General features: G+C 57.4%; 25 protein-coding genes. 7 read left to right on the top strand and 18 right to left on the bottom strand.

The features are described 5' to 3' along the window. Window positions 1-150: 150 nt before the first annotated feature. The 5 genes from G6L01_RS13025 to G6L01_RS13005 form a co-directional block, all read right to left on the bottom strand. Complete coding sequence (locus tag G6L01_RS13025) at window positions 151-1,593, bottom strand: homospermidine synthase (protein WP_070166762.1); 1,443 nt, start codon at window positions 1,591-1,593, stop codon at window positions 151-153. Window positions 1,594-1,758: 165 nt separating this feature from the next. Beyond that, the gene (locus G6L01_RS13020) at window positions 1,759-2,835 is read right to left on the bottom strand and encodes a hypothetical protein (RefSeq protein ID WP_070166760.1); all 1,077 of its coding nucleotides are present in this window, start codon (window positions 2,833-2,835) and stop codon (window positions 1,759-1,761) included. Window positions 2,836-3,227: 392 nt separating this feature from the next. After that, window positions 3,228-3,872, bottom strand: coding sequence for an aminotransferase class IV family protein (locus G6L01_RS13015; protein WP_070166758.1), 645 nt, complete (start codon window positions 3,870-3,872; stop codon window positions 3,228-3,230). Further along, window positions 3,857-5,074: an aminodeoxychorismate synthase component I gene (locus tag G6L01_RS13010; protein WP_070166757.1), complete on the bottom strand. Its 1,218-nt coding sequence runs from the start codon at window positions 5,072-5,074 to the stop codon at window positions 3,857-3,859. Before G6L01_RS13010 ends, G6L01_RS13015 begins: the two co-directional genes overlap by 16 nt. A 19-nt stretch (window positions 5,075-5,093) precedes the next feature. Further along, the gene (locus G6L01_RS13005; RefSeq protein ID WP_070166755.1) at window positions 5,094-6,953 is read right to left on the bottom strand and encodes a M3 family oligoendopeptidase; all 1,860 of its coding nucleotides are present in this window, start codon (window positions 6,951-6,953) and stop codon (window positions 5,094-5,096) included. A 574-nt stretch (window positions 6,954-7,527) separates the two neighbouring features. Between G6L01_RS13005 and G6L01_RS13000 the strand changes: the two genes are divergently transcribed. After that, window positions 7,528-9,075, top strand: coding sequence for a sigma-54-dependent transcriptional regulator (locus G6L01_RS13000; RefSeq protein WP_070166752.1), 1,548 nt, complete (start codon window positions 7,528-7,530; stop codon window positions 9,073-9,075). 402 nt (window positions 9,076-9,477) lie between these two features. After that, complete coding sequence (locus G6L01_RS12995) at window positions 9,478-11,412, top strand: peptidoglycan L,D-endopeptidase MepK (protein WP_081356538.1); 1,935 nt, start codon at window positions 9,478-9,480, stop codon at window positions 11,410-11,412. A gap of 306 nt (window positions 11,413-11,718) precedes the next feature. On the opposite strand, the gene G6L01_RS12990 is transcribed toward G6L01_RS12995, so the two are convergent. Continuing rightward, the gene (locus G6L01_RS12990) at window positions 11,719-12,357 is read right to left on the bottom strand and encodes an AEC family transporter (RefSeq protein WP_197432348.1); all 639 of its coding nucleotides are present in this window, start codon (window positions 12,355-12,357) and stop codon (window positions 11,719-11,721) included. Between the two features lie 3 nt (window positions 12,358-12,360). Then, the gene (locus G6L01_RS12985; protein WP_197432349.1) at window positions 12,361-12,672 is read right to left on the bottom strand and encodes an AEC family transporter; all 312 of its coding nucleotides are present in this window, start codon (window positions 12,670-12,672) and stop codon (window positions 12,361-12,363) included. A 312-nt stretch (window positions 12,673-12,984) separates the two neighbouring features. On the opposite strand from G6L01_RS12985, the gene G6L01_RS12980 reads away from it, so the two are divergent. Beyond that, window positions 12,985-13,944, top strand: a complete 960-nt coding sequence (locus G6L01_RS12980) for a LysR substrate-binding domain-containing protein (protein ID WP_070166750.1) — start codon at window positions 12,985-12,987, stop codon at window positions 13,942-13,944. Window positions 13,945-14,048: 104 nt separating this feature from the next. Here G6L01_RS12980 and G6L01_RS12975 read toward each other — a convergent pair whose 3' ends face one another. The 3 genes from G6L01_RS12975 to G6L01_RS12965 form a co-directional block, all read right to left on the bottom strand. Then, window positions 14,049-14,312: a DUF2312 domain-containing protein gene (locus tag G6L01_RS12975; protein ID WP_015917069.1), complete on the bottom strand. Its 264-nt coding sequence runs from the start codon at window positions 14,310-14,312 to the stop codon at window positions 14,049-14,051. Window positions 14,313-14,532: 220 nt separating this feature from the next. Next, window positions 14,533-14,838 (bottom strand): DUF1244 domain-containing protein, encoded by a 306-nt coding sequence (locus G6L01_RS12970; protein ID WP_070166994.1) that lies wholly within the window; start codon window positions 14,836-14,838, stop codon window positions 14,533-14,535. A gap of 11 nt (window positions 14,839-14,849) precedes the next feature. Then, a complete protein-coding gene (locus G6L01_RS12965; protein WP_156584166.1) occupies window positions 14,850-15,653 on the bottom strand; it encodes an N-formylglutamate amidohydrolase in 804 nt (267 codons plus the stop codon). A gap of 506 nt (window positions 15,654-16,159) precedes the next feature. On the opposite strand from G6L01_RS12965, the gene G6L01_RS12960 reads away from it, so the two are divergent. Next, on the top strand, window positions 16,160-16,639 hold the full coding sequence (locus G6L01_RS12960) for a DUF1036 domain-containing protein (RefSeq protein WP_041697052.1): 480 nt from the start codon (window positions 16,160-16,162) through the stop codon (window positions 16,637-16,639). Next, on the top strand, window positions 16,636-18,075 hold the full coding sequence (gene pyk, locus G6L01_RS12955; RefSeq protein WP_070166746.1) for a pyruvate kinase: 1,440 nt from the start codon (window positions 16,636-16,638) through the stop codon (window positions 18,073-18,075). The genes G6L01_RS12960 and pyk overlap by 4 nt, the downstream gene beginning before the upstream one ends. A 647-nt stretch (window positions 18,076-18,722) precedes the next feature. On the opposite strand, the gene G6L01_RS12950 is transcribed toward pyk, so the two are convergent. From G6L01_RS12950 to G6L01_RS12925, 6 genes are all read right to left on the bottom strand, one after another. Then, a complete protein-coding gene (locus G6L01_RS12950; protein ID WP_070166744.1) occupies window positions 18,723-19,730 on the bottom strand; it encodes an alpha/beta fold hydrolase in 1,008 nt (335 codons plus the stop codon). Window positions 19,731-19,938: 208 nt separating this feature from the next. Continuing rightward, a complete protein-coding gene (locus tag G6L01_RS12945) occupies window positions 19,939-20,739 on the bottom strand; it encodes a tetratricopeptide repeat protein (RefSeq protein WP_234892006.1) in 801 nt (266 codons plus the stop codon). A 108-nt stretch (window positions 20,740-20,847) separates the two neighbouring features. Then, window positions 20,848-20,973: a type B 50S ribosomal protein L36 gene (gene ykgO, locus G6L01_RS12940; protein ID WP_003497670.1), complete on the bottom strand. Its 126-nt coding sequence runs from the start codon at window positions 20,971-20,973 to the stop codon at window positions 20,848-20,850. 162 nt (window positions 20,974-21,135) lie between these two features. Continuing rightward, window positions 21,136-22,191, bottom strand: a complete 1,056-nt coding sequence (locus tag G6L01_RS12935; RefSeq protein WP_081344185.1) for a 5-(carboxyamino)imidazole ribonucleotide synthase — start codon at window positions 22,189-22,191, stop codon at window positions 21,136-21,138. Between the two features lie 27 nt (window positions 22,192-22,218). Beyond that, the gene (gene purE / locus G6L01_RS12930; RefSeq protein WP_070166742.1) at window positions 22,219-22,719 is read right to left on the bottom strand and encodes a 5-(carboxyamino)imidazole ribonucleotide mutase; all 501 of its coding nucleotides are present in this window, start codon (window positions 22,717-22,719) and stop codon (window positions 22,219-22,221) included. Between the two features lie 16 nt (window positions 22,720-22,735). Then, window positions 22,736-22,939 (bottom strand): YdcH family protein, encoded by a 204-nt coding sequence (locus G6L01_RS12925; RefSeq protein WP_070166740.1) that lies wholly within the window; start codon window positions 22,937-22,939, stop codon window positions 22,736-22,738. Between the two features lie 341 nt (window positions 22,940-23,280). Here G6L01_RS12925 and G6L01_RS12920 point away from each other — a divergent pair, with 341 nt between their 5' ends. After that, the gene (locus G6L01_RS12920) at window positions 23,281-23,454 is read left to right on the top strand and encodes a YdcH family protein (protein WP_015917059.1); all 174 of its coding nucleotides are present in this window, start codon (window positions 23,281-23,283) and stop codon (window positions 23,452-23,454) included. Window positions 23,455-23,855: 401 nt separating this feature from the next. On the opposite strand, the gene G6L01_RS12915 is transcribed toward G6L01_RS12920, so the two are convergent. Together G6L01_RS12915 and G6L01_RS12910 are read right to left on the bottom strand one after the other, a co-directional pair. Continuing rightward, on the bottom strand, window positions 23,856-24,116 hold the full coding sequence (locus tag G6L01_RS12915) for an ArsR/SmtB family transcription factor (RefSeq protein ID WP_060718245.1): 261 nt from the start codon (window positions 24,114-24,116) through the stop codon (window positions 23,856-23,858). 182 nt (window positions 24,117-24,298) lie between these two features. Further along, window positions 24,299-25,066, bottom strand: coding sequence for a sulfite exporter TauE/SafE family protein (locus G6L01_RS12910; protein ID WP_070166735.1), 768 nt, complete (start codon window positions 25,064-25,066; stop codon window positions 24,299-24,301). Between the two features lie 330 nt (window positions 25,067-25,396). Here G6L01_RS12910 and G6L01_RS12905 point away from each other — a divergent pair, with 330 nt between their 5' ends. Then, entirely contained in the window at window positions 25,397-26,089 is a 693-nt protein-coding gene (locus G6L01_RS12905; protein WP_174089265.1) for a thiamine phosphate synthase, read from the top strand. The last annotated feature ends 286 nt before the right edge of the window (window positions 26,090-26,375 follow it).

The raw sequence follows: 26,375 nt of genomic DNA, 5'->3' as shown, positions 1-26,375 counted from the left end.
GTATTGATGTTCCACAGGAGCATGAAAGGCGTGCCATGGCAGTCTTGATGTCGGCTTGGGGCCGCGCGGTCTTTCGATGCGCGGCACCATTACTTCAGTCTGGTGTTTCAAATCGGCAGATGGATATTGCCATCCGCCGTTCTGCTGCGTTTAGCGCACCAGGATATTCTTGAACTGCCAGGCGTCCTTGGTGTCGAGGTCTTCCGGGAACAGGCCGGGACGACCGTCGAGCGGGGTCCAGTCGGTGTAATGGCCTTCGACCGGGCCGAGATAGGGCGACTGCACTTCCAGGCAGCGCTTGTAATCGACTTCGTCGGCCTCAACGATCCCAGCCTTCGGGTTCTCGATGGCCCAGACCATGCCAGCCAGCACTGCGGAGGTTACCTGCAAGCCAGTGGCATTCTGGTAAGGGGCGATGCGGCGGGTTTCTTCCAGCGACAGGCGCGAACCATACCAGTAGGCGTTCTTTTCGTGGCCATAGAGCAGCACGCCCAACTCATCGATGCCGTCAACCAGCTCGTTTTCGTCGAGAACATGCAGAACCGGCTGGGCGGTGCCGCCATTGCCGAACATTTCATGCAGCGACAGAACTGCGTCATTGGCCGGATGATAGGCGTAGTGGCAGGTCGGGCGATAGGCGACTTCGCCATCCTTCTCGACGGTGAAGTAATCGGCAATCGAGATCGACTCGTTGTGGGTGACGAGGAAGCCGTATTGCGGGCCGGGCGTCGGGCACCAGGTGCGCACGCGGGTATTGGCGCCCGGCTGCTCCAGATAGATCGCCGCCTGGCAGCCCTTCTTGTGCTTCTTGGCGTTTTTCGGCATCCAGTTTTCATGGGTACCCCAGCCAAGTTCGGCTGGCTGCAAGCCTTCGGAAATAAAGCCTTCGACCGACCATGTGTTCCAGAACACGTTGAGCGGCTTCGGTGTCTTGGCGAGCTGGGTGTCGCGCTCGGCAATGTGAATGCCCTTGACGCCGACCTTCTTCATCAGCTTGGCCCAGCCTTCGCGGTCATCGACCGAGGGCTCTTCGAATTTCAGGCCGATCTCGTTGGCGATATTGACCAGCGCCTGCTTGACGAACCAGGAGACCATGCCCGGATTGGCGCCGCAGGTGGAAACGGCGGTGGTGCCGCCTGGGTTCTTTTTCTTTTCCTGGCGAACGGTTTCGCGCAGCGCGTAGTTAGTGCGCTCAGAGTTCTTCATGTTCTTGTCGAAATAGAAGCCCAGCCAAGGCTCGACAACGGTATCGATATAGAGCACATCCAGCTTGCGGCACAGCTTCATCAGGTCGAGCGAGCCGGTATCGACCGACAGGTTGACGCAGAAGCCCTGGCCTTCGCCTTCGGTCAGCAGCGGCTTCAGCAGGTCCTTGTAGTTTTCCTTAGTGACATGCGCCTGGATATGCTTGATGCCATGCTTGGCCAGCAATTCAGCTTCGTCATTGCGCGGGTCGATGACCACCATCCGGCTCTTGTCGAACTTGAAATGGCGTTCGATCAGCGGCAGCGTGCCACGGCCGATCGAGCCGAAGCCGATCATCACGATCGGGCCGGTGATCTCGCCGTAAACCGGATAGGTCTGGGTGGTCATATAGTCTCTCCTTGGAAGGCCGTTTGCCATAGGCGCACGATTGACGAACGCGGCCTTGCTATGGCCGGGTTCTTTCTCTTCCTAGAGCATAATTCAGCGACAGAATAAAGACGGCGTTTCGAGAGATTGCCTCCGGGCAATGGTGACTTGCCCGAAGCTATTCGATCAGGTCGATGACGCCGCGCGCTTGCGGTCTCGCCGGCCCAGCACGACGGCAAAGATAAAGGTGATGGTGAGGATCAGCGCTGCTACCAGCCAGAGGAGCAGCAAGCTGGCCAGATCGTAATCACTGTAAAAGCCTCGCGTGGTGCCATCGCCATAGGCGAAATTCCAGCCGCCGATATAAGCGATGCCGGTGACGAACAGCGCGGCGAGATAGATAAGAGGCAGAAGCAACGCTCGGTTCAGGGCAGGTTTATGGTTGAGATTGACGGTGGCGCCGACCTGGCCATTGCCTTTCCAGATGGTGATGGCCAGAACCGCGATGATTGGAAAATGTCCAACCAGATCCACCCGGCCGAATTCCAGCACGGCGGAGCCAAAGATCATCAGCAGTGCGAAGGCCGATAGCCGGCTGGCAACGGGGCCGCCCAACAGCAGCATGGCGGCGGCGCCAAATTCAAACCAGCCGGAGAGGCTGAGAAAGACGTCTGGCGTCAATCCCATCGTCAAATAGGGCCGCGCACACAGCAGCGTCAGCGACCAATCCGCGAAAGCCCATTTTTCCATAGAAGCCCACATCAGCGTCCAGGACATTGCTGCGCCGAGAAGCCCGATCCGGTGGGCGGTGAAGCTGGCCAGAGCCCGAACCCGAAGCCTGTCAAGGCTGATGCAGATCAGGCAGATGGCAAATCCCAGAAAGAGAGGGTAATCCAGCAGGTGGTAGGTCCCATATTGCCGCGCCGCGCCAACCCATAGGCCAATCAAGCCAAGCCCGGTCAGACCAGCTCCCCTGCGCGAGAGGCAAAGTGCAGCCAATCCGAGTTGTATCCACTGTATGCTGGGATCTGCGGCCTTAAGCTCGGGCGTCAACCAGATCGGCTCCGGCAGCATCCAGAGCCAGGACAGCCAAAACGCAACGGTGAGACGGATCAGGTCGTCGGCCTTGAAGCCAAAGGGTTGCCGTATCAAGGACAGAACCCAGCCAAGCCGAGAGTTTTTTCCTGCCGCGTCAAGCGCTACACAGGCCCAAAGCGCAGGCAGGCTCAGGACTAGGCCAAGCAACCATGTTGGTGTCGCCATGAATTGGCCAGGTGATATAGGTTGCTCTTGAATATTAAAGGATTGAAACCATTTTATGTGAGCAAAAGAACTGTTGGCGCTAACTCCAATAATAAATATTGAAGCTAATAGAATGCATATTAAATTTCCTATTTTATGGTAATAAATATTGTTTTTCATATTGATTTACCTATTTAAAATAATCAATACGTATTTTTATCTATCAATTCTCTTAATATGACAATTTAAGAAATTTCACTTATGCTATTTGCAATAATTATGAATTTATTTTCAAAGTAAAATTTACAATTCAATTTTAGATTATAAAATTAAAATCGTAAAAACCACCAGGATCATCCATTCGATGAGGCGGTCGATCATGTTGTTGCTGTTGTTTTTTTAGTTTATGAGGATTAAGCGACAGCCTTGTGCTGTTCTTCTACCAGCTCGGCGCGGATCAGGCCACGCAGGCTGTTGCCGACGAAGATCGCTCGTCCATTCAGGCTTTCCGGTTTCAGCAGATCGGCGCGGGCCTTGCGGTCCCGGATCAGTTCGGCGCGCAGGATGCCGGGAATGAGCCCGCTGGTCAGCGGCGGGGTGATCAGCATGCCATCCAGCCCCTGCACGAAGACACTGGTGAACGTTCCCTCACAGATTTCGCCACGCTCGTTCAGTAGCAGAACCTCGTCTGCTTCTTCGGTGGAAAACTCGGCGCGGGCAGCCTCATAGGGATCACGCCGCGAGGTCTTGTGGCGATAGAGAGTGTCCTCTGAATTCAGCCGGGTCTTTTGCGCAATACGAAGACGCCAGATGGTGTTTTCGCCGATGGGATCGAAGGGAACTGCCGCTGCTTCCAGCTTGCCGCGAAAATTCATGGCAAGCCGCACCCGAAGTGGGCTATCGCCACTCACCACTTCTTTTAATGCCGCCTCGGGCTTGATCGGCTGGCGAAAGCCCAGCGCATCGGCGGAGCGCGAGAGGCGCCGCAAATGCTGGTCGAGCCTGATGAAGCCCTGGCCTGGCTCCCAGCGGAGCGTTTCAATCAGCGTGAAATCCATTGATCACCTACCGCAAAGCGCGCCTTGAGCAGACATTCCTGATATTCCTGTTCAGGCTTCGAATCAAAAACAATCCCGCCACCGACATTGAAAACCGCCCGGCGGCTTTTGAAAAGCCCCTGTTGTTCATGGAAATGGTCCGAAACGACCGGTTGATCAAATAAAGTCAGGGTTCGGATGGCAACGGAAAACCGCATCGGGCCTGCCGGATCGCAAAAACCGATGGCGCCGCAATAAATATCGCGCGGTCCTTGCTCTAGCCGGTGCAGGATCTGCATGGCGGCCAGCTTCGGTGCGCCGGTAATCGAGCCACAGGGAAAAAGCGCTTCGAGAATATCGCCAAGGCCCATTCCAGGCAAAAGCCTGCCGCGCACATGGCTGACCAGCTGGTGCAGCGTCGGATAGGTCTCGATGTCGAACAGTTTTGGCACGGTCAGGCTGTCAGGTTCGATGATCCGGGAGATGTCGTTGCGCAGCAGATCGACGATCATCCGGTTTTCGGCCTGGGTCTTTTCGTCCGTCAGCATTGCCGCCTTGATCGCCTCGTCCTCGGCATCATCAGAACCGCGAGCCGCCGTGCCCTTCATCGGATGGGTCTCGATAAACCCTTCGCCATCCACCTTGAAGAACAGTTCCGGCGAGCGCGAGACGATGGCCGGACCGCCGAGGTCCACCAGCGCACCGTATGAGACCGGCTGACGGGCGATCAGCGACCAGAAGACGTCGCGAGGGTTGCCCCGATAGGCCGCCTCGATGGGCATGGTCAGATTGGCCTGGTAGCAATCGCCCTGCCTGAGATGCCGATGCAGGGTCTCAAACTTCTGCCGATAGGTTTCGAAATCCCAGGCTGCAACCGGGCTTCCCAGCAGGTGAGTGTTGCTTTCGGGGTGAGGTGGGTTTCCCAGGGGATGAGCTGCGTCGGCTGCCGCGTTGAAAATGCCAAACTGGAGGAGCGGTACGTCCCGCCCATCAGGGATCAGCGGCCTCAGCTTGTCTTCGAACACAAAGCCCGCTTCATAGGCCAGCGCTCCCGCCAGCCAGTAGCCCGCCTTGCGGGCGCGTTCCAGCTGGGCAAGCGCTGGCAGAACGTCGTCGCCCCGCCGAGCGACGACGATGTCCACGGGATCGGTAAACACCAGCGTTTCACCGCTTTTGTCATTCCGAAACAGGATCGACGGTTGAAACGGTTCGGATTTCGCCATCGTGGCTCGATCTGTCCGTTCAGGCTTTGGCGTCAAGCGCTTCCAGCTCGTCGATCAGCCCTTCGATCATCGACAGGCCCTTGGCCCAGAAGGACGGATCGGTGGCATCCAGACCGAACGGCGCGAGAAGCTCGGAATGATGCTTGCTGCCGCCCGCCTTCAAGAGGTCGAAATATTTCTGCTGGAAGCCCTGTTCGGCATTCTGGTAGACCGCATAGAGCGAATTGACCAGGCAATCGCCAAAGGCATAGGCATAGACATAGAAGGGCGAATGGATGAAATGGGGAATATAGGCCCACCAGGTCTCATAACCCTCGGACACCTTGATGGCCGGTCCAAGGCTCTCTTCCTGCACCGATAGCCACAGTTCGCCAATCTTTTCCGCCGTCAGCTCGCCCTCCTTGCGGGCGGTGTGCAGCTTGCGCTCGAATTCGTAGAAAGCAATCTGGCGGACGACCGTGTTGATCATGTCCTCGACCTTCTGGGCCAGCATGGCCTTGCGCTCACGCGCATCCGTGGCCTTTTCCAGAAGCGCCCGGAAGGTCAGCATTTCGCCGAATACCGAGGCGGTCTCGGCCAGCGTCAGCGGCGTCTGGCACATCAGCGCACCCTGTTCGCCTGCGAGAACCTGATGCACGCCGTGGCCCAGCTCATGGGCCAGCGTCATCACGTCGCGCGGCTTGCCGAGATAGTTGACCAGGACATAGGGATGGGCAGACGGCACGGTCGGATGGGCAAAGGCGCCCGGCGCCTTGCCGGGGCGGGCGGGCGCATCGATCCAGCCGCCATCAAAGAAGCGACCGGCAATCTGCGCCATTTCAGGCGCAAAGCCGCCATAGGCCGACAGCACGGTCTGGCGGGCTTCGTCCCAGGGAATGATCCGGTCGATGCTGTCGGGCAGGGGGGCGTTGCGGTCCCAGAAATTCATCTGCTCCATACCCAGCCAATTGGCTTTCATCTTGTAATAGCGGTGCGACAGGCGCGGATAGGCATCGCGCACGGCAGCCGCCAGCGCATCGACCACCGGACGTTCGACCCGGTTGGACAGATGGCGGCTATCGGCAATGTCGGCAAAGCCGCGCCAACGATCGGAAATTTCCTTGTCCTTGGCGAGCGTATTGGTGACCAGCACGAAAATCCGGATATTGTCCTTGAAGGTCTTGGACAGCGCCATGGCCGCCTTTTCACGCACCGCTGGATCGGCCTCCTGCAACATGGTCAGAACCGGCTCCAGCGTCAGCTGTTCGCCGTCGATCTCAAAGCGCAGGCTTGCCAGGGTCTCGTCGAACAGCCGATTGAAGGCTGCCGAACCGGTCTGGGATTTTTCCAGGAACAATTGCTCGAGCTTGTCATCCAGCTGGTAGGGCTTGTCTTGCCTGAGATCAATCAGCCAGGGCTTGTAATGGGCGGTGGCCGGGTCACGGGCAATGGCGGCATCAATCACTGCATCGTCCAGCCGGTTCAGCTCCAGCGTGAAAAACAGGAGGTGGGCTGCAAGCTCCGTCAGCCTGGCCTGCACGTCGCCGAAGAACTTGCCGTTTTCCGGCTTGGTCATCTCGCTATAATAATAAAGTCCGGCATAGGAGCCGATCTTGCCGAGCAGGTCTTCGAGGTCTTCGAATTCCTTCAGCGCAGCACCCAATCCCTGATCTGCATCCTTGGTGGCGGCATCTTCCAGCCGTCCCTTCCATTTGGTCTCGAAGGCCAGGCTCATCTCACTGGCCTTGGCGAGGTCGGCCTTGAACAGATCCGACGAGGGGGCTGGATAAAGATCGGTGAGCTGCCATTCGGGCAGCGTGCCGAGGCCTTGGCTTAGCGCTGATACGCTTGCGGATTCGGCTGCCGGAAGGCGGGTTTGGTTAACGGGGCTGAAAGGCATGATGGCACCCTTGAGGTCTTTCGGGCCGTGCCGTCACCAAAATGGAACAGGCGCCGGTCCGATGCGTTTGGCATGAGATATCCCCAGTCATAGCATGGCAAAGGCACCCGACAACAGCATATGGCAGATGTCTGTGCATTTCAGCGCTTGCCATTCTACCCGTCGATCTGGCATTTTAGGTAAAAGACGTCTGTGCCGATATTTGACAAAATCGCGGCACGGAGGAATTGGACTGTGTCGAAGGCCGGGATTCCATGGCTTTTTGCAGTCTTTTTTTTAAGGCATTGTATCGAAGCGGACAGTTTGGCGGGCTATAGATAAAATCCTAGCAAATGTTGGAACCTGTTTTTCAAAACTCCATGGCATTTTGCGGGACAAGGACGACGGTTACAGCCTTTGCTTGCGGAGGGAACCTGAAATGCGCAGCATTTTCAGGGTTTGTGGCCGGGTTCGGAAAGGCCGAATTCGGAAAGGCCGAATTTGGAACAGGATCGCGTTTTTGATTCTGCCGCTTACGGACATGGTCCATTGTTTCAACCGGCGCCAGACGCCATAAGGACTCGGGGAGCTAAAATTGACCGCTCATATTCTCGTTGTCGATGACGATCCGGTTCAACGCCGGTTGTTGAAGGCCGCTGTCGAAAGCCAGGGGCATGTTGCCCATCTGGCCGAGGACGGAGAGGCAGGCCTTGCCTATTTCCGTCAGCACAAGGCGGAGATTTCCGTCATCCTGCTGGATTTGATGATGCCGGGCGTATCCGGCCTCGATTTCCTGGTCGCCATTGGTGGTCAGGAGGCGGAAGTGCCTGTCATCGTCCAGACCGGTCAGGGCGGCATCGATACCGTGGTGCAGGCCATGCGGGCTGGCGCCTTCGATTTCGTCGTCAAGCCGGTCTCGCCGGAGCGGATCGCATCGGCGATCGGCAATGCGCTGCGCGTCGATCAGCGCGATGCCAAGACGCGGCCTGCACGCCGTTCGCGCACCGGGGCAGTGCATTTTTCCGATATTATTTCGGCAAGCCCGGCCATGACCCGGGTCATCGATCTGTCGCGCCGTGCGGCCCAGTCGAATATCCCTGTCGTGCTGGAAGGCGAATCGGGCGTTGGCAAGGAAATGGTCGCCCGGGCCATCCAGTCGGGCAGCGACCGCGCCTCGCGGCCGTTTGTCACGGTCAATTGCGCTGCCATTCCCGCCAATATGGTGGAAAGCATTCTGTTCGGCCATGAAAAGGGATCTTTCCCCGGTGCGACCGAGCGCCATATTGGCAAGTTCGCCGAGGCCGACGGCGGCACGCTGTTCCTCGACGAGATCGGCGAATTGCCGCTCGATACCCAGGTCAAGCTGCTTCGGGCTGTGCAAGAAGGTGAAATCGAGGTTATCGGCGCCCGCCAGACCCAGAAGGTCAATGTGCGGCTGATCTCGGCCACCAACAAGGATCTGATTGAAGAGGTCAAGGCTGGCCGGTTCCGCGAGGACCTTTATTACCGCCTCAACGTCTTCCCCATCACCATTCCGGCTCTGCGCCGCCGCAAGGAGGACATTCCCTTCCTGGCGCGCGCCTTTACCGAGCGGTTTTCGGCGGAACAGCGTTTGACCCGTACCCTGTCGCTGGGTGCCGGTGCGCTTGCACTGCTGACGGCCTTCGATTGGCCCGGCAATATCCGCCAGCTGGAAAATGCCATCTACCGGGCGGTGATTCTTGCCGAAGGCACGGATCTGACGGAAAGCGATTTCCCGCAGATCCTGGCGCAGATCCCAGGCGGTTTGGCGCAGGACAAATTCTGGTCTGGCGTACCGGGCACGGCTGAAAGCCAGCCGGAACAGGTGGCGCCGCGCGGCGCAGACCGGCCGGAACTGGCCTTTATCGATCGGCTCCCGGCCCCCCGCGCCGAGGACCCACGTCCGGTGGCGTTGGACAATGTCATCATCAGCATCGACGAGAGCGGCAATGTCCGGCAATTGGCTGAGATCGAGGAAGAACTGATTCGTTTCGCGCTGAAATTCTACCGGGGCCAGATGAGCCAGGTGGCACGCAAGCTGGGAATCGGTCGCTCGACTCTCTATCGCAAGCTGAAGGATTATGGGATCGACCCGGATAATCCGCAGAAGCACGCCGCCTGAAAAAGCTGATATCCGGGTTTGTTTCAGCGCCCGGCTGAAGATTTGAACACGCCGCGCACCTGACAGGGTGGGCGGCGTTGTCATTTTGGGCTATAAGGACGCCGAATTTCGCGTTGGGCAGTGCGGGATGACAATATCGTGCGTTCCGCAGAAACGCCTGCCGGTTCGATAGTTGTTAACCCCCGGGTAAGGATGATTGATTACTGGTTGTCAATGGGTTGTTATGAATTGGTTCACCATATATGAATCAATTTGAACGATGTGGCAAAATTGCCATGTGGATACCGTATTTCACAGTCATGTGATAAGCGAGCGATGTGACTTTTCTGACGGGGACGGATTTTGCGGATATCTGGTGCATTTGTATCGCCCTCAGGGCCAGGGCGGCTTGACCGCTCGGCCATGATTTGGGCGAACATATCCAAGCTGTTTCTGACGGCTCTGGTCCTGATGACGATCGCCTTTTCCGCCCTCTATGCTACGACCGGTTCTGCTGCTGCGGAAACGCGCTCGCTGAAAATTCTCTTTGTCCATACCGGCGAGAAGCAGGAAATCACCTTCAAGCGCAATGGCCGCTATGATCCCAAGGGCTTGCAGCAGCTCAATAATATTGTGCGCGATTGGCGTCGCAACGAAGCGACCAAGATGGACCCGCGCCTGTTCGACCTCGTCTGGTCGGTCTATCAAAAGGCGGGCGCCAGCGGTTATATCTATGTCGTTTCCGGTTATCGCTCACCGGCCACCAATGCCATGTTGCGTTCGCGCTCTTCCGGCGTTGCCAAGGAAAGCCAGCACATGAATGGCACTGCCATGGATTTCTTCATCCCTGGCGTGCCGCTGAAAAACCTGCGCGATATCGGCATGAAATTCCAGGCGGGCGGCGTGGGCTATTATCCCAATTCCGGCTCGCCTTTCGTGCATATGGATGTGGCGGGCGTCCGCTCCTGGCCGCGCGTTCCGCGCAGCGAACTGGTGCGCATGTTCCCTGATGGCAAGACCCTGCATATTCCCGCCGATGGCAAGCCGCTTCCCGGCTACCAGGTAGCGATGGAGGAATATAAGAAACGCCTGGGGTCTGAACAAATATTGATGGCGGATAATAAATCTTCGCCGCGCGGCAGGCCGCGAAATCTGATGGCCATGCTGTTTGGCAGCGGTGATGAGGACGAGGGCGACGAAGATTCAGCCCCAGCCGCACCGGTGCGGGCATCGGCTCCTGCCGCTACGCCAAGGCCTGCCGAGCTGACCAATCCAACGCCGACCAGTCCGATGCCTGTGGCTGTGGCCTCCGCAGCGCCTGATATCGCGGCTCCCGTTCCGCAATCGCGTCCCTCCCTGCGCCAGGGTGACGATAGTCTGGCTGTGGCGCTTTATTCTCCTGGCGGGCGCAATGCTGCCGAGGATGCTCTGCAGAAAGTCGCGGGCAATCCGTCGGGTGACGCTTCCGCGCAGCAAAACGGCTATGAAGATCTGGCCGCCTACAAGGTCCCCGTGCCGACCCTGCTCGGGCCACGTGGTATGAAGGGTGACGCCGAGCCTGTGATGACCGCGTCGCTTGGATCGCCTGATGATAGTAACCCTATTGCCCAGCATATTCCGGTGCCAGCTGGCCGTCCGGCGCTTGCCGATGCCATGGCGGCAACTCTGCCGCAACAGCGTCCACAGATGAGCGACGAGCCGTCCACGGTCGAAGAAGCCATGCTTTCTCCGGCAGCCGCCGAGGCGCTGCAACAGAGCCAGGATGGCGCGCCGCTGAAGACCGTGGTGATCCCGCGTGACCGGCCAACGCCTTCTGTTGCTCCCACCGTTGCCGAAGTTCGGCCTGCGGCTCCCGTCGAGAGACCTCAGCCTGTAGCGGCCCCGGCAGTGCAGCCGAAAGCCGTCGCCGTTCTCACGCAGGGACCACTTCCGGCTCAGGGCGTGACCCAGCCGCCAGCTCAAGCTAAGGCACAGCAGCAACAGGTGGCCTCGCTTGCGCAACCCTCCCGCGCCAAGCCGAGTGCGGGTCAGTTTGGCGATGTTTTTGACCAGCCCAAATCGGCAAGCCGTGCCGGTGAAGCTTCGCTTCCCGTCAAGGGCGGACGCCCTGGACCGAGTGAAGCGGATGCGGCCAGCCGTGGCCTGACCGGCGGGACTGAGTTGACACGCACGATGATTTCGCAATGGGCGATGAACAAGAACCGGATCGAGCCCTCGGAAAATTCCGTCCCCAATAAAGCCGGCCGTGGCGGTCGTGTCGTGACCCAGGCCATCACGGCACCGGTCGAGGCATCGCAGACCGGCTTTACTCCCGGGGCCCAGGCCATCGATCCAGGCCGCTTCGGCGCGGTTCGGTAAGTATACCGAGCCTTCGTCTTCGGGCAGGGCTACATATCTGGTCATAAAAAACCCGCGTAACCGCGGGTTTTTTCATATCTGCAGGTAGGGCTTGGATGGTTCCCGCATTTCCCGTCGTAGGTTTTGCAAGAGGGAGATGATGTTCAGGCCCTCAAAGAGGGTAACGAGGGCTCTATGGCATCGGACCTACTGCATAATTCTTTAAACCGGAATCGGTTTAAAGAGAAAATTATGTAGCAGATATAGAGAGTTATAGCGCCGTGCGCCATATATGGCGCACGGCGCTGTAAACATGGGTGCTGGTTTTTAACCTGGCATGGATGCGGCAAAGAACTGTAAAACGAGCGTCAGGGTCAAGACCGTTATCAGCAGCGACACGATAATCGCCAGGGATGTTTCTTCACTGAAATAGCCGTATTTCCTGCCAAAAACATAGGCTCCAGCGCCAATGGGCTGTGCTGCCATCACAACAGCCGTCGCATACCAGATATCGATATCCGCCTTGAAGGCGATCGCGATCATACCGAGCGTTACCAGCGGCTGTATCACGATCTTTATCAGGACGACCGGTGCAATCCAACCAGCCATGGCGGAGAGCCGTGCTGCTGAAAAAGGAATTCTGGCAAGGCCGAGACCAAGGGCAAAAAGCGCTGTTGGTCCGGCTGCCGCCGCCAGAAAGCCTGCGAAAGAGGTGAGCATGGTCGGCAGTGGAATTCTCAGCAGGCAAAAAAGCGCTCCGGCTAAAACGGCCATCGTCAGCGGATTTTTCAAGGTCGTCGCCAAGGCGCGTCCGGCGCTGGCCAAGGGGCTGGACTGTTTTTGGCCGGTGAGATCATGGGTGATGATCACGGCCATGATCGCTGGAATGTTATGCAATATTGTTGCAATGGCGGCAGGAACAGCGGCGTTGGGACCGAAGGCGGCAATCAGGATGGGAATGCCCATATATCACGTTGTCCCATAACAAGCGGCCATGCCGACGATAGAGGATTGCGGTGCCGAAACCCCTTTCACTCTGGCCAGAAACAGACCGGCAAGGTAGGCCGCAGCAATTCCGGTCAAAGTGGCCGCCATGAACGGCCACTGCGCGAGATCCGCCGGGTTGGCCCGCGCCACCGCCAGAAAGAGCAAGGCTGGCAGGGCAATATACAGAACATATTCATTGATCAGCTTTTCGGCTTCAGCAGCAAACTGATGCTTCCTTCCAAAACCATAACCAACCAGAATGACAAGAAAAACGGGAATAACGACCTGTAACATGAAATTTGCTCGATCTGAAAAGGGCGATGGGAAAACACGGCCCGATGGCTGTGTGACAGAGCAAACGCACTTGGAGCACCGTGCCTGGTCCTAGCGGGATCATCCGGTCCGCTATCAATGGAAAAACCGGACAATCTGGACGTATGGTGAGATGGAAACGTCATCACCATACTCTGGTCTTTCCTCTTGATGGAAGCAAAAATGATATTTTATTTCAATGCTTTGCGTTATTCTGCGCTGCCCTGAAGTTCTATTATGTGTTGCATCGGATTCAAAATGAATTATCGTGGTAGAAAATGCGCGCGAGGCATTATGAAGCAAAGTCTGCGGTTATTGACGCTTGACCAGATCAGGGCATTTGTCTCGGTTTGTGAGCACGGCAGTTTCACCAATGCGGCGAAAGATCAGTCACGGACGCAGACCGCCGTTACCCGTCAAATTCGCGCTGCGGAAGATATTCTAGGTGAAAAGCTGTTTCATCGATGCCGTGGGCATTTCGAAGGACCAACAGAAGCGGGTGAAAAGCTGCTTCCTTTTGCCATTAAAATTCTGGCAGTTCTTGAGGATGCCTGGATGTGTCTGGAGCGTCCGGGTCTGAAGGGAACGATCAGGGTCGGTGTCATGGATGACATTGACATGAACTGGCTGCTGGAATTGATTGGTCGCTTCAAGGCGCTGCATCCTGACTGCAACGTGACGGTGATTTCCGATTTTTCCACAAGGCTTGAGAAGCGGCTTGAGCAACGCGAACTCGATGTTGCCATTGTCAAGACATTGATCAGGACGCAGCAGGGGGAGGTGAGCAACGCTCACAAGACGTTAAGTCGTGAGTTATTGCTATGGGCGGCGGGACCGGGCTTTCGCTTGCGCCAGCGTGAGCCCCTGCCTCTCGTGCCGTTTCGTGAGGGATGCGTCTATCGTCACCATGTCATTCAACGGCTGGAATCGGCAGGTGTCCCTTTCAGGATTGCTTATGAAGGGCAAAGCTACAGCCATTTGCGCGCTGCCGTCGCCGCGGGTCTTGGCGTGACAGCCCTTGCCGAAAGTCAGGTTGCCATGGGTGGCCTGCAAAGTCTGATCGAGGTTGCCGGTAAGCGTCTCGATCCGCTTTCAGATGTCGAAATTGCCATGAAGGCGCTTCATACCCGCAAAAACCAGGCGCTATCGGGCTTCATGCGAGAAGTGATGCGATCAACAAAGCAGGATCGGCAGGCCTTTTTCACGCCCGACAATCAAGACATGACCAGATTGCAAGAGTTGGAATTGGCTTGAGTGGATAGAGCATCGTGTAGAAACAGGAATCAGCACGATGCTCTCAGTTTTGTTTGCGGATCGGAGGTTTCCGAAGGCCGGTTCTTAACTTTCGATCCGGTGTTTTAGCCTTCCGGCGGGTTTTCGATCATGCCCAGCGCATGAAGATAGGTGTCGAGGATCAGGTCTTCCTCCATGCGTTCCTGCTCATCTTTCTTGCGCAGCGCGATGACCTTTTTCAAGATCTTGGTGTCGAAGCCCATGCCCTTGGCTTCGCCATAGACGTCCTTGATATCGTCGGCGATGGTCTTCTTTTCTTCTTCAAGGCGTTCGATGCGCTCGACAAAAGCGCGAAGTTGGTCACGGGCGACGCCATGAGCATCAGACATGGGGATCTCCTTGCTGGGGATGGTCATTTGAGTGGGGGTGACGTGCCGTGAACTCCGCGCCACGTCAAGTTCTTTTGCATGGCGCAAAGCCCGGCCCTTGGCGGATGGGTCAGCGGAATATCGGGTAAAACCTTGTCCAGATTGGATAATATCTTCATATCCCCATGAAGTCTCAGGGAGGGGGCGGCAAAATTATCCGTGCCCGGTGCCATTCCCGAAGCTAGTCCTGCGGGCGTGAGGCTTCGAAATCCGCCTTTTGGGCCTCGCTCGCCTGTTTCTGATGCCGCAATTTCCATTGTTCATAGGGCATTGCATAGACATGATGGCGCGCCTCGTCGCGGGTCATCTCGACCCCCTTGGAGTCGGCTGCGTCCTGATACCAATTGGCGAGGCAATTGCGGCAGAACCCGGCCAGATTCATCAGGTCTATATTCTGCACATCGCTGCGTTCACGCAAATGCGCCAGAAGACGCCGAAAGGCCGCTGCTTCCAGTTCGGTTTGCTGTTCCGTGGTCAGTTCGCTCATCTTTTGTCCGATCATTTATCCAGGGCCGGGTAGGGCCCGGTGCGGGATGGAAATTGCCGCCATTCGTGCAGGGCAGGCTCGCGGTTCAATGCGGCGAAAATCGGCTCCAGCCGGTCTGCCCAGGCGGTGATGCCGGCTTCGTCGCCAATCCGGTCCTGGCGCACTTCAAGCAGCGCATGGGGCATGCCTGACACCATGCAATGACGGTAGAGTGTATCGCCCTTCAAGGCGCCGTCATAGGGTTCATTGTCACCGACGAGAATGTCGCCTGGCAGGCTGAGGGCGTCGATCAGCGGTCGCACGGCGCGCTCATCGCTATCCCAGAGCACGGCGGCATGCCAGGGGCGGGCCACGCCCTTCCAGGCGGGCGTATAGGAATGCAGCGAGAGCACCAGCGGTGCCTTGCCACTCGCCGAGGCAACATCGGCCAGCAACTGTTCAACAGCGCGGTGGTAAGGCCGATGGAAATTTTCCACCCGATGCTGCCATTCTTCCGTGGTGATCGGGTGGTTGCCCGGAATGATCGCGCCATCGGAAATTTTCATGACCAGCGTCGGGTCGTCCTCGCCCCGGTTTGGGTCGATCAGCAGCCGGGAAAAACAGGACATCGCCGCCGGCACGCCGAGCCGCGCCGCCAATTGCCGGGTCAGGCTTTCCACGCCAATATCATAGGCGATATGGCGCAGATAAGCGCTATCTGGCAGGCCAAGCGTGCCATAGGCGGCAGGCAGCCGGTTCATGGCGTGGTCGGCAAGCAGCACGAGGCCCAGGCTGTTGTCGCCTGCTATCGTCTCATAGGGTTTGAAGTCATTCATGGCTGACACATTTATGTGATGGGATTGTCTATTATGGGGGATGCGTGTGAAGCATCCTTCACCGATTATTCTAGGAGATTTCCTCTTATTCTAAGGATCCTTTGGGTCGAATTTGGACCGGCTGCCGCGCAGAAACAGGATTATCACCGGTTTTTCAAGCCTGGAGATTTATGGGTTTGGTCAAACGCATAAAAAATGCCGCCGCACTTCAAATTTGCTGCATAATTCCTTAAATCGGGTTGGATTTAAGGAATTATGCAGCAGGCTGATTTAAAAGGGATACTTCATGCCGCTTAACGCCTTATGATCGTTCGTGTGATAACGAGTGCGGTTCAAGCCTGTGGGAAAGAAGCATCTGATCCGCAAAGGGACGGGCCGCGTCACCATTCAGTCAAACTCACCCCTCATCATTCGCGTGGGGATTACAATCGATTAGAGCTGCGTTGACTTTCTTGGTCCATAGTCGCAAGAAGGCAACACAGAAAAATGGAGTTCCGTCGGAAGCCGTGCCTCATTCCAACACACTCTCTTCCGTTACAGGTTCCGGGCGTCTTGCACGTCTCGGCCTGTTTTTGACCATTGTATTTTCACCGATTGCTTATGCCGCACCCGCGCAGGCGGATTTTCGCGTTTGCAATGGTTCGGCCAATCTTGTCGGCGTGGCCATTGGCTACCGGGCGGCGGAAGGCTGGATCAGCGAAGGCTGGTGGCAGGTACCCGCTTCGACCTGCGCGACGCTGATCGAAGGCGAGCTGAAATCGCGCTACTATTATCTCTATGCAGAGGATGCCGCCCGTGGTGGCCGCTGGACCGGCAATGTCAACATGTGCGTGGCGGAAAACGAGTTCAAGATCGTTGGTGTCGGAGATTGTTTCAAGCGCGGTTACCAGCAAATGGGTTTCAAGGAATATGACACGGGCCGCCAGGGGAGCTGGATGGTTCAGTTGTCCGACACGCCCGGCACGCAGGAAGGCCAGAAGCAATGAAGCGTAACCGCAAAGTCAAAATTCTAGCAACGCTTGGACCGGCTTCGCAAGATGAAGCCATGATCCGCAAGCTGCATGAGGCTGGCGCCGATCTTTTCCGTATTAACATGAGCCATGCCAGCCACGATGTGATGCGCACGCTGATCCAGCGCATCCGCAATGTCGAAGCTGCTTGCGGGCGCCCGATCGGCATTCTCGCCGATTTGCAAGGCCCCAAGCTGCGGGTCGGCAAATTTGCCAATACCTCGGTGGAATTGAAGCCCGGCCAGACATTCACCCTCGACAGCAACGAGGCTCCTGGCGATGAAAACCGGGTCTATCTGCCGCATCCGGAAATCCTGGAGGCCGTCAAGGTTGGCCATCGCCTGCTGATCGATGATGGCAAGCTGCATCTGCGTGCCGAAAAATGCGACGGCAAGACCATTGTCTGTAGCGTGGTGTCCGGCACCAAGATTTCCGACCGCAAGGGCGTCAGCCTGCCCGATACGATCCTTGCCACCGGCGTGCTGACCGACAAGGACCGCGCCGATCTGGATGCGGTTCTGGCCACCAATGACGTTGACTGGGTCGCGCTGTCCTTCATCCAGCGTCCCGAGGATCTGGCTGAAGTACGCAAGATCGCCCGCGGTCGGGTCGGGCTGATGTCCAAAATCGAAAAGCCGCAAGCGCTGGAACGGATCGACGAGATTATCGAACTGTCCGACGCCCTGATGGTGGCGCGCGGCGATCTCGGCGTGGAAATGCCGCTGGAGGCCGTTCCCGGCATCCAGAAGCAATTGATTCGCGCCTGCCGCCGTGAAGGCAAGCCGGTGGTCGTGGCCACCCAGATGCTGGAATCGATGATCACGGCTCCGGTTCCGACCCGTGCCGAAGTTTCCGACGTGGCGACAGCCGTGTTCGAAGGCGCCGATGCCATCATGCTGTCGGCTGAATCCGCTTCCGGCCAGTATCCGGTCGAAGCGGTCTCGACCATGGCGTCGATTGCCCGCACCATCGAGCGCGAGCCACACTATCCCGGCATTATCTATGCCCAGCGCCCGCAGCCGGAAGCAACCGGTGCCGACGCGATTTCGCTGGCCGCCCGCCAGATTGCCGAGACGCTGAAGCTGACGGCCATCGTCTGTTACACGTCGTCAGGCAATACCGGGCTTCGGGCTTCGCGTGAGCGTCCTGAAGTGCCGATCCTGGCGCTGTCGCCGGTGGTTCAGACGGCCCGCCGCCTGTCGCTGGTCTGGGGCCTGCATTGTGTCGTTTCGGAGGAGCCAACCGATCTGGATGACATGGTCAACAGGGCCTGCCGCATCGTGGTGTCGGAAGAGTTTGGCAAGCCGGGCGACCGGGTGATCATTTCCGCTGGTGTGCCATTGGGAACGCCAGGTGCCACCAATATGCTGCGCATCGCCTATATCGGTCCGGATGGCCTGTCCGGCGTTTGACATTGCTAAGGCCTGCAAGGCGCAGATGCTGATGCATTCTCGCCTTGAAGGCCCTATGCCGTAGAGGTATTTGAAAAGAGAATGTGAGAGGTCACCTTCAGTGGCCTTTCTGACCGTCCATATATCCGAGAAATTCTAGCGCCGCTTGTCAGGGATGACGGGCGGCGTTTTTCGTCACGTGGTGCTGCCAGAGGGCCGATTTGGCGGGCTGAGACCTGCGATTCGGTCTGGGTAAAGTCCGATGGGAACAGCAGCAGATGACGCGTTCTGAGCTTTCTAAAATCCAGGGCTGATGCCGTCATGGTTTGAGCCTACTGCACCATTCCATTGTGAAATTTCATTCGATTCGTGAAATAATGTAGGGTTTCCTAATATTAGTAATTTTGAAATTTCGTCTTGTAATATCAATATCGCAAAATAATAAAGCCGCCTTGGGAGAGGCGACTTTATTACTTATAAATTATTTAATGACTCGGAAATATAAATAGACTATAAATTCGTCTTTGATAATATTGCAGTTCTAAATTGCTTTGTTACTATGCCTATAGTTTTGCGCCAATTCGATTGTGATGTCAAGAACACAATCCCCTTGGTTGTAGATAGCCAGTGTCGGTGGTTATCGAGCTCTTAAGTAGCTGTCTATTTTATCAGTTTGTTGACATTTCAAGAGCGTCACCGATTTTCCGGGCCAAAGATGGAAGATTGCGGTTTTGGCCAGCTATTTTTTCAATGGCGGCAACGGCCAGGTCTGTGGCGCAATAGTCCGGTTTGTGGCCCAGATGTCGTACCCAGACAAGATCGGCACCTGCAATGTCGCGGGCAAGACCGGTGGAGTGAATATCGGCAAGAACGATGGCATCACTGTCGCCGGTGACGATCACGGTAGGCGCCCGTATTTCGCTGTATCGAGGTGCCATGCGGGTGACATAGGTGTGCAGGCCGCAAACGTCGATGGCATTGTGACGAAAGGTGCTGGGCCGCAGAACCAAGGTAGGGGCGGTTCGGGCGATATAAGCATCCGGGCGTCGATTGGGAGCAAAGACTGCCTGGATCGCTCCATCCATTTTGGCAAGTCCAGCCAGGGGCGCAAGAGTGCGGGCAAAGAGGGCGCCGATGATTGGTGTTGCCGTCAGATGATAATGCCAGTCAACACCGCCGGGCCATGGATGGGTGGCAGGGGCCAGGAAAAGCAAACCCGCTGTCTTTTCTGGATGGAGAACAGCAAAGCTTGCTGCAATGGCACCGCCAAAGGAATGGCCGACGATAATGGCCCGCGATAGGCCAAGGGCGTCCATGGCCTCGGCAATGGTGTTGGCCTGGCCATCGGGCGTGTCGTTTTCGGGTCCGCCACGCGGCGAATATCCATGGCCCGGTCGATCCACGAAGATCAGATCCGCGCGGCCCTCAAGTGCCGGGCGAAAGGCCTCGGCCTGATCGCGCAGATTGCCACTGGCGCCATGAATGAACAGCAGCGGTGGCAGATCCGCGTGTTCAGAGGCCGGAATATGCAGAAGGTTGAGGTGGGTGTCTCTTATCGGGACGAGCGTGCCAATATTCGGATTATCTTCCGTGATCTGTCTTATTTTGAATGTGGAAAACACCCAGGATACAACCAAAGGTGTAATAATGATGGCAAGGATCAGAATTGCAGGCATGACATATGGGTTCCTGCTGCGTCATTGCGTAAAGCGGATTAGCGATCCGATAAAATGACGCAGAAAATTTAATCAGCGACGGCCTCTCTCATCCGCATAACAAGGCACCGGGCGCGGGGAACGTAAAAGGTAAGATAGTCTTCAGATTTCTCGAAGCCACCGGTCAATTGCCGCAAAATTGGGATTAAGCATCCGCAATGGGTCATGATTACGTCCGGGCGCCTGCCAGTTTCTCGGAAAGCTCGGTCACGGTCTTCTGGGCGGCGCGGTCGGCGGGGTAGATGGCGAGGTAGCGCTGCCAGGCTTCCAGCGCCTTTTGATCGCTACCGGTCTCGGCCAGAATATTGGCGAGCATTTCCAGCGCGCCGAAATGGCGCGGCTCGATGGCCAAGACGTGATTAAGGTCGGAAATCGCCTTGCGGTAATTGCCCTGGCTATAATGCAGGCTGGCACGGTGACCCCAGCCATTGGCATAATCGGGCTCCAACACGATCGCCTGATCGAGGAAGTCCAGCGCTGCGGCGTTCTTCTTGTCCTTGATGGCCTTGTCGGCCCATTGCATCAGCAGATTGACGGTTGGGCTACCGGAATTCGACCAATCCGCCATCACGGCAGCGGCGATCGCCTTGGCTACTTCTGGCTGGCGTTCGCGTTTCAACTGGGTCAGCAATTCGTCCGCAGGCTTGCCAGACAGCGCTGCTGTGTCGCTGCGGTCTTCCAGGCGTTCAACCTCGCCCTGCTGCGGAGATGGGTCTTGCTGTGGAGATAATGGCGGCTGGCCATCCTTGTCCGCTCTCGGCTCACCCGTCTCAGGATGGTTCGGCTCAGGTAGAAGGTCCGGCGTGAAGGGCAGGGCAGGCGGCATAGGCTGGCTGGGTGCCGCGTCTGGCCCGTCCTGCGCAAAAGTGATGTCCTGCGCAAACGTCTTGCCGGCGGGCCCGGCGAGGGCGCTGGCAACCAGAATACAGGCCGTGAGAATCAGGTGAGTGAACAAACGAACAGAGCGCATGCAGGTAATCTACCGTGCATGCGCTCTGTTTCAAACCGAATTCTGCGATTGACCGAAGTCCAGGCATCACAGCGAGGTGATGCCGCTCTCCCGCAGGAGAGGTTTCGATCAGCCCTGACGGGCCTTGAAACGCGGGTTCTGCTTGTTGATGATGTAAACGCGGCCCTTGCGGCGAACCAGACGGTTGTCGCGGTGACGTGCCTTAAGCGCTTTCAGCGAATTCTTGATCTTCATTTTTAGATCCGCATGGTTGCCAGGGAACCATATGGTTCCACCGGGATGTATATCGACGAAAAACGCACCGCAGGGCGCGCTGTTTCAGGGTTGGTGGCACATACCCCGGCTTAACCCGGCATGTCAACCGGAAAACCGGGCATTTTGCCCGTTGATGGCAGGTTATTCCCGGTTCCTGACCTCGGTGACATGTCCCATTTTGCGGCCGGGCCGCGCTTCGGCCTTGCCATAGAGATGGACGAGGACACCGGGTTTCGCCAGCCAATCTGGAACAGCCTCAATGTCGTCGCCGATCAGGTTGGTCATGACGCAATCGCCGTGTCGGGCCGGATTGCCCAGCGGCAAGCCGGCGACGGCGCGGATATGCTGTTCGAATTGCGAGATCACGCAGGCCGCTTCCGTCCAGTGACCGGAATTGTGGACCCGCGGGGCCATTTCATTGGCGATCAGGCTGCCATCGGCCATCAGGAACAGTTCGAGACCCACCACGCCGACATAGTCGAGGCCGCTCAGCAGCTTTTCCGCCGCACTTTTGGCCGCAGCAGCGGTCTGCGGCGAAATCGACGCAGGCACGGTGGAGGTGTGCAGAATGCCGTCGCGGTGAATATTTTCAGCCGGATCGTAGCAGGCGATTTCGCCTGATGTCGAACGGGCGGCGATGATCGAGATTTCCCGCGCAAACGGCACGAAGCCTTCGAGAATCAGCGGCACGGCGCCAAGCGCCTGATAGCCGCCGCTGGCCTCGTCCCCCTTGCGATAGACCCGCTGGCCCTTGCCGTCATAGCCGAAGCGCCGGGTTTTCAGCACGCCTTCGCCACCGAATTCGGCCAATGCCTGCTCCAGGTCCGCCTGGCTGTCGACGGTGCGGAACGGGGCGGTGGCAATTCCTTTGCCGTTGAGGAAGCGCTTTTCGCTCACCCGGTCCTGGGAGACGGCGAGTGCCTTGGCTGGGGGATAGACCGGCACGCTGCGCGCCAGAGCTTCGGCAGCAGTGACTGGCACGTTTTCAAATTCATAGGTGACCACGTCGCAACTGGCGGCCAGTTCGGCAAGGGCTGCCTCGTCGGCGTAATCGGCGGTGATCTGCCGGTTGGCAACCTGGGCGGCCGGACAGTCGGCCTGCGGTTCCAGCACGATGGTCTTCAACCCCAGCCTTGCTGCGGCCATGGCAAGCATGCGGCCAAGCTGGCCACCGCCGATAATTCCAATGGTCTTCACGCGTGTGATCCGTACAGTTTATAAGCCTCAGGGAGCTTCATCGGTGGGATAGTCGGCAACGGCGGCAGTCTGGTTGTCTGTCCAGTCATCCAGCCGGTCGGCGAGATCGGTATCCTGCAAGGCCAGAACTCTGGCTGCGAGCAGGGCGGCATTGACGGCGCCAGCCCGGCCGATGGCGAGCGTTCCGACTGGAATACCAGCCGGCATCTGCACGATGGAATAGAGACTGTCGAGACCGGACATGGTTTTTGATTGGACCGGCACGCCGAAAACCGGAAGCGCTGTCATCGAGGCGACCATGCCGGGCAGGTGGGCAGCCCCGCCAGCTCCGGCGATAATCACCTGGAAGCCTTCGTCGCGAGCGCCCTTGGAAAAGGCGACCATGCGGTCGGGGGTGCGATGGGCCGAGACGATTCGCGCCTCGTAGCTGACGCCAAGCGCGTCCAGAGTGTCGGCAGCGTTTTTCATGGTTTCCCAGTCGGACTGGCTTCCCATGATGATGGCGACGGGCGGTCTTTCATCCTGCATCGGCGGCACCCTTTTCTCAGGCAATGATATCGGGAATGAGTTGGTCTTCCAGTTTGGTCAGCCTGTCCTTGATGGCAAGCTTTTTCTTCTTCATCCGCTGGACCCGCAAGGCGTCACAACCAACCTGAACCATGGCGTTGATCGCAGCATCATAATCCTCGTGTTCCTGACGAAGGCGTGCGAGTTGAAGCCTTGTATCCGCGTCGTCCTGATCCGGCATCCGTCTGTCCCCATCTTGTCGCTGGCTGCATCTATTTCTGATGCATGGTGGAATGGCGCAAGCTCCTATCACCAAACGTCGGTAACGGGAAGTTAGCCCTTTCGCATAATTTCATCGGCATTGGCTGCGTCTTTTAACCGATCAATTTTCCTTGCGTTTAGAGAGGCCTAACGCATGGAGGCGACCCGATATGGGAAGTATCACCTGTGCCAACATGAAATTGCCCTCATAAATTCAGGTTTTCGCCTTAGACATCGGCCAACGATCGTGTCACACTGCTGTCGCAAACCAAGAAGCTCCAGCGATGGATGCTGGAGGTTGAAAAGGAAGGATAGAATCAAATGACCATTCAGGCTCATATTGAATCGCTTGCCAAGAAGCATGGAGTTTTGGAGGAGAAATTACATGCCGCCCTTTCCTCTCCCTCGACCGACGACAAGGAAATTCTGGAACTCAAGCGCCTCAAATTGCGCCTCAAGGATGAAATGGAGCGCCTGAAGTCGACACGACATTAAAGACTGGATGATACCCCCTTAAATCGGGCCCGATTTAAGGATTTCATACAGCCAACAACAGGCCTTTTGCATCGCCAAGTGGCGGATTATTTGTCTCATTTACTTGTGCGTTTTACAAAACGCACGGTGATCCAGCGTTACCGCCGCTGTCTTGATACTCTTTCCATGATCCAGGAGCGCCAAACATTGCCGCTCTTGACCGAATCCAGGCTCCGAAGCGCCGATTGCCTTCGGGGCCTTTTCCCTGCGCTGTTTTGGGGACTGGAATCGCACCGTACGGCTTATAAAACGCGCGGTGCTAAAACGGATGTGGAATGCTCAGAGGCGCTGTCTGCAACGAAATATTCGCGCCTGCCATGACGATATTGCCATGCCGGTCTGTGCGAGAAATAGTCCCACCGTCAGTTCCAGAACTGGTCCAGCCACAGGTTCAGCCGGTTGAAGCCGGAATTGTTGACCGAATAGATCCGCTTGGTGCCCTGGGTGGCGACTGTCACCAGGTTGCAATCCAGCAGCGCCTTCAAATGTTGTGAGACGGCCGGCCGGCTGATCGGCAGGCCCTTGGCCAGATCGTTCACCGTGCGGGGTGCGCGGCGCAACTCTTCCAGCAAATGGCGTCGGTTGGGATCGGCAATAGCCGAGAATGGATCGATTGTCGTCATATGCGCAAGCTATGATACATCCTGCCATCCGGCAAGCGCAATTGTGCGATGCGAAAATGCAATTTTATCGGGATTTTGATTGTCGTCAATTTTGCAATCGCCTTCTGTCGCAAATGTCTAATCCCAAGTCTCGAGATGCTTGCAAAAGCAATAGGATGTCCCATCTTCAAAGGCTCACCCTATTACAGGAAAAACAAACCGTCCCAAAACAGTTTCAATCCGGCGATCAGCGTCATGGCATAGATCAGCGGATAGAAGGTCTGCGCCTTCATGCGCCGCACCACCATGGCTCCGGCCATGGTGGACAGCAGCGCCACCGGCAGCAGGCTGAGAGACAAGGTGAAATTGCTGAGATCCAGCTGGCCAAGCGCCATATAAGGAATGACCTTGATGGCATTGAGACAGGCAAAAAATCGCACGCTGGTGCCGGTATAGGTCTTTGGATCGAGCTTTAACGGCAGGGCATAGATTTCAAACGGTGGGCCGCCAGCATGCGCGACAAAGCTGCCATAACCGGCCAGCGTGCCCCAACCCGTGGCGGCCACAGCGCGCTGCGGCTTTGCCGGTCTTGCATCATGGCCTTCGCCGCGCAATCGTCGCTGGAAATAGCGCCCGGCAAACACCACCGTAATGGCACCCAGCACGAGCCGCATGGCATCGGCGGGGATCAGCGCCGATGTCGCCCAGCCAAAGGCGATCCCGGCGATGGCGCCGGGCAGAAGCAGGAAAAACGTGCGCCAGTCGCCATGGTGGCGCCAGGCGTGCAGCGCGACCAGATCCATGACCAGCAGGATCGGCAGGAAAATCGCCGCAGCCGTCATCGGCGGCACGACGAGCGCCAGGATCGGCACGCCGAGCAGACTGAAAGCGCCGCCCAGGCCGCCCTTGGACAGGCCGACCAGCACGACGGCGGGAATAGCGGCAAGCAGGAATGAGAGATCTGGCAGCATGAATGTTTGAATTTCCGCGATGGTGTATTGGGGGTGCTGGTATCCTTAGGGATGGGTATCTTCCCCAGAAGGCGGCGGCTGTCTCTGACAGTTGGTGTTGATCCTTTCGTCAGTCCGGTCTATCGACTTCCTGCAAACATGGCGAGATCCTTTCGCCGCAGAGAGAGTGCCAACAAAAACGAGAGCAACAGAGGCTTCAGCATCATTCTTTAAATCACAATCGGTTTAAAGAGAAAATCATGCCGCAGGCATGACGTGCTACAGCACCTTATATGCCCTATATAAAGGGTGCAGGGCGCTTTGGCCCGGATCGCCTCCCTTGCTCTTGCCATGAAGAAGACGGAAATCGCCATGTCCAAGTCGTCAAAGTCGCCCAAGTTCCAACGCCGCTGCCGGCTCGTTCTTATCACGCCGCAGATTGCCGATGTGCAGATGCTTGCCACGACTGTCGGCAATGCCTTGAAGGGTGGCGATGTCGCCTCGGTGATCATCCCGCAATATGATTTCGATGACGACACGTTCCAGGCCCAGGCCGAAGCGGTCGTGCCATTGGTGCAGGCGGCGGGTGCCGCTGCCATTATCGCCGACAATAGCCGGGTTGCCGGTCGCGCCAAGGCCGATGGCCTGCATATCAGCGGCGATGTCGAGGCGCTGGCCGAGGCGGTGGAAAAATTCACCCCGAAGATGATTGTCGGCTCCGGTGCTGCCCGCGACCGGCACCATGCGCTGGAGGCTGGCGATGCCGACCCCGACTACATGTTTTTCGGCAAGCTGGACGGCGATATCAAGCCGGAAGCGCATTCGAAAAACCTGGCCTTGGGTGAATGGTGGTCGTCGATGGTGGAAATCCCCTGCATCGTCATGGGCGGCGCAGATCCGCAATCGGCCCTTGCCGTCGCTGAAACCGGCGCCGAATTTGCGGCCCTCTCCAGGGCGGTATTTGACGATCCAGAGGCAGCCGCCACCGTGGTTGCTCAGGTAAATGCTTTGCTTGACGAAAAAGCGCCACGGTTTGAGGATTGAACGCCTCAATGATCCTTGCCTTGCCCCGTCTTGCCCTAACCCGTTTGGCCAAATTCCGGTTGCTGTCTGGACGGTCCGTCTGTGCCAGCCTGGTTTTGGCGCTGGCATGTCCGACGGTCATGGACATCGGTGCTTATGCGCAGGTTCCGCCTGCTGCATCCTCGCCCCCGGCGGCTGAGCCTGACGTGAAGACGGGTGAAGGCAAATCAGGTGAGGCGGGCAATCAGACCGCCCCTGAGACGCCATCGGAAAAGACTGGGGAGCAAAAGCGAGGCCCAAAGCCGGG

Origin of the sequence: Agrobacterium vitis, from assembly GCF_013337045.2 — a bacterium.
GTDB lineage: Bacteria > Pseudomonadota > Alphaproteobacteria > Rhizobiales > Rhizobiaceae > Allorhizobium > Allorhizobium vitis_B.
Note: the sequence above shows the minus strand (reverse complement) of the source record. Positions and strands in the feature narration are given on the sequence as shown.

Excerpts from the sequence above, each read along its gene's own strand:
- G6L01_RS13015 (WP_070166758.1), bottom strand. The coding sequence starts at position 3,872 with ATGGATTTCACGCTGATTGAAACGCTCCGCTGGGAGCCAGGCCAGGGC.
- G6L01_RS13025 (WP_070166762.1), bottom strand. The coding sequence starts at position 1,593 with ATGACCACCCAGACCTATCCGGTTTACGGCGAGATCACCGGCCCGATC.
- G6L01_RS12910 (WP_070166735.1), bottom strand. The coding sequence starts at position 25,066 with ATGCTGCCAGATCTCTCATTCCTGCTTGCCGCTATTCCCGCCGTCGTG.
- G6L01_RS12915 (WP_060718245.1), bottom strand. The coding sequence starts at position 24,116 with ATGACGACAATCGATCCATTCTCGGCTATTGCCGATCCCAACCGACGC.
- G6L01_RS12920 (WP_015917059.1), top strand. The coding sequence starts at position 23,281 with ATGACCATTCAGGCTCATATTGAATCGCTTGCCAAGAAGCATGGAGTT.
- purE (WP_070166742.1), bottom strand. The coding sequence starts at position 22,719 with ATGCAGGATGAAAGACCGCCCGTCGCCATCATCATGGGAAGCCAGTCC.
- G6L01_RS12950 (WP_070166744.1), bottom strand. The coding sequence starts at position 19,730 with ATGCCTGCAATTCTGATCCTTGCCATCATTATTACACCTTTGGTTGTA.
- G6L01_RS12970 (WP_070166994.1), bottom strand. The coding sequence starts at position 14,838 with ATGAGCGAACTGACCACGGAACAGCAAACCGAACTGGAAGCAGCGGCC.
- G6L01_RS12965 (WP_156584166.1), bottom strand. The coding sequence starts at position 15,653 with ATGAATGACTTCAAACCCTATGAGACGATAGCAGGCGACAACAGCCTG.
- G6L01_RS12945 (WP_234892006.1), bottom strand. The coding sequence starts at position 20,739 with ATGCGCTCTGTTCGTTTGTTCACTCACCTGATTCTCACGGCCTGTATT.
- G6L01_RS12990 (WP_197432348.1), bottom strand. The coding sequence starts at position 12,357 with ATGGGCATTCCCATCCTGATTGCCGCCTTCGGTCCCAACGCCGCTGTT.
- G6L01_RS12980 (WP_070166750.1), top strand. The coding sequence starts at position 12,985 with ATGAAGCAAAGTCTGCGGTTATTGACGCTTGACCAGATCAGGGCATTT.
- G6L01_RS12925 (WP_070166740.1), bottom strand. The coding sequence starts at position 22,939 with ATGCCGGATCAGGACGACGCGGATACAAGGCTTCAACTCGCACGCCTT.
- G6L01_RS12985 (WP_197432349.1), bottom strand. The coding sequence starts at position 12,672 with ATGTTACAGGTCGTTATTCCCGTTTTTCTTGTCATTCTGGTTGGTTAT.
- ykgO (WP_003497670.1), bottom strand. The coding sequence starts at position 20,973 with ATGAAGATCAAGAATTCGCTGAAAGCGCTTAAGGCACGTCACCGCGAC.
- G6L01_RS13005 (WP_070166755.1), bottom strand. The coding sequence starts at position 6,953 with ATGCCTTTCAGCCCCGTTAACCAAACCCGCCTTCCGGCAGCCGAATCC.
- G6L01_RS12995 (WP_081356538.1), top strand. The coding sequence starts at position 9,478 with ATGATTTGGGCGAACATATCCAAGCTGTTTCTGACGGCTCTGGTCCTG.
- G6L01_RS13020 (WP_070166760.1), bottom strand. The coding sequence starts at position 2,835 with ATGGCGACACCAACATGGTTGCTTGGCCTAGTCCTGAGCCTGCCTGCG.
- G6L01_RS13010 (WP_070166757.1), bottom strand. The coding sequence starts at position 5,074 with ATGGCGAAATCCGAACCGTTTCAACCGTCGATCCTGTTTCGGAATGAC.
- G6L01_RS12905 (WP_174089265.1), top strand. The coding sequence starts at position 25,397 with ATGAAGAAGACGGAAATCGCCATGTCCAAGTCGTCAAAGTCGCCCAAG.
- pyk (WP_070166746.1), top strand. The coding sequence starts at position 16,636 with ATGAAGCGTAACCGCAAAGTCAAAATTCTAGCAACGCTTGGACCGGCT.
- G6L01_RS12975 (WP_015917069.1), bottom strand. The coding sequence starts at position 14,312 with ATGTCTGATGCTCATGGCGTCGCCCGTGACCAACTTCGCGCTTTTGTC.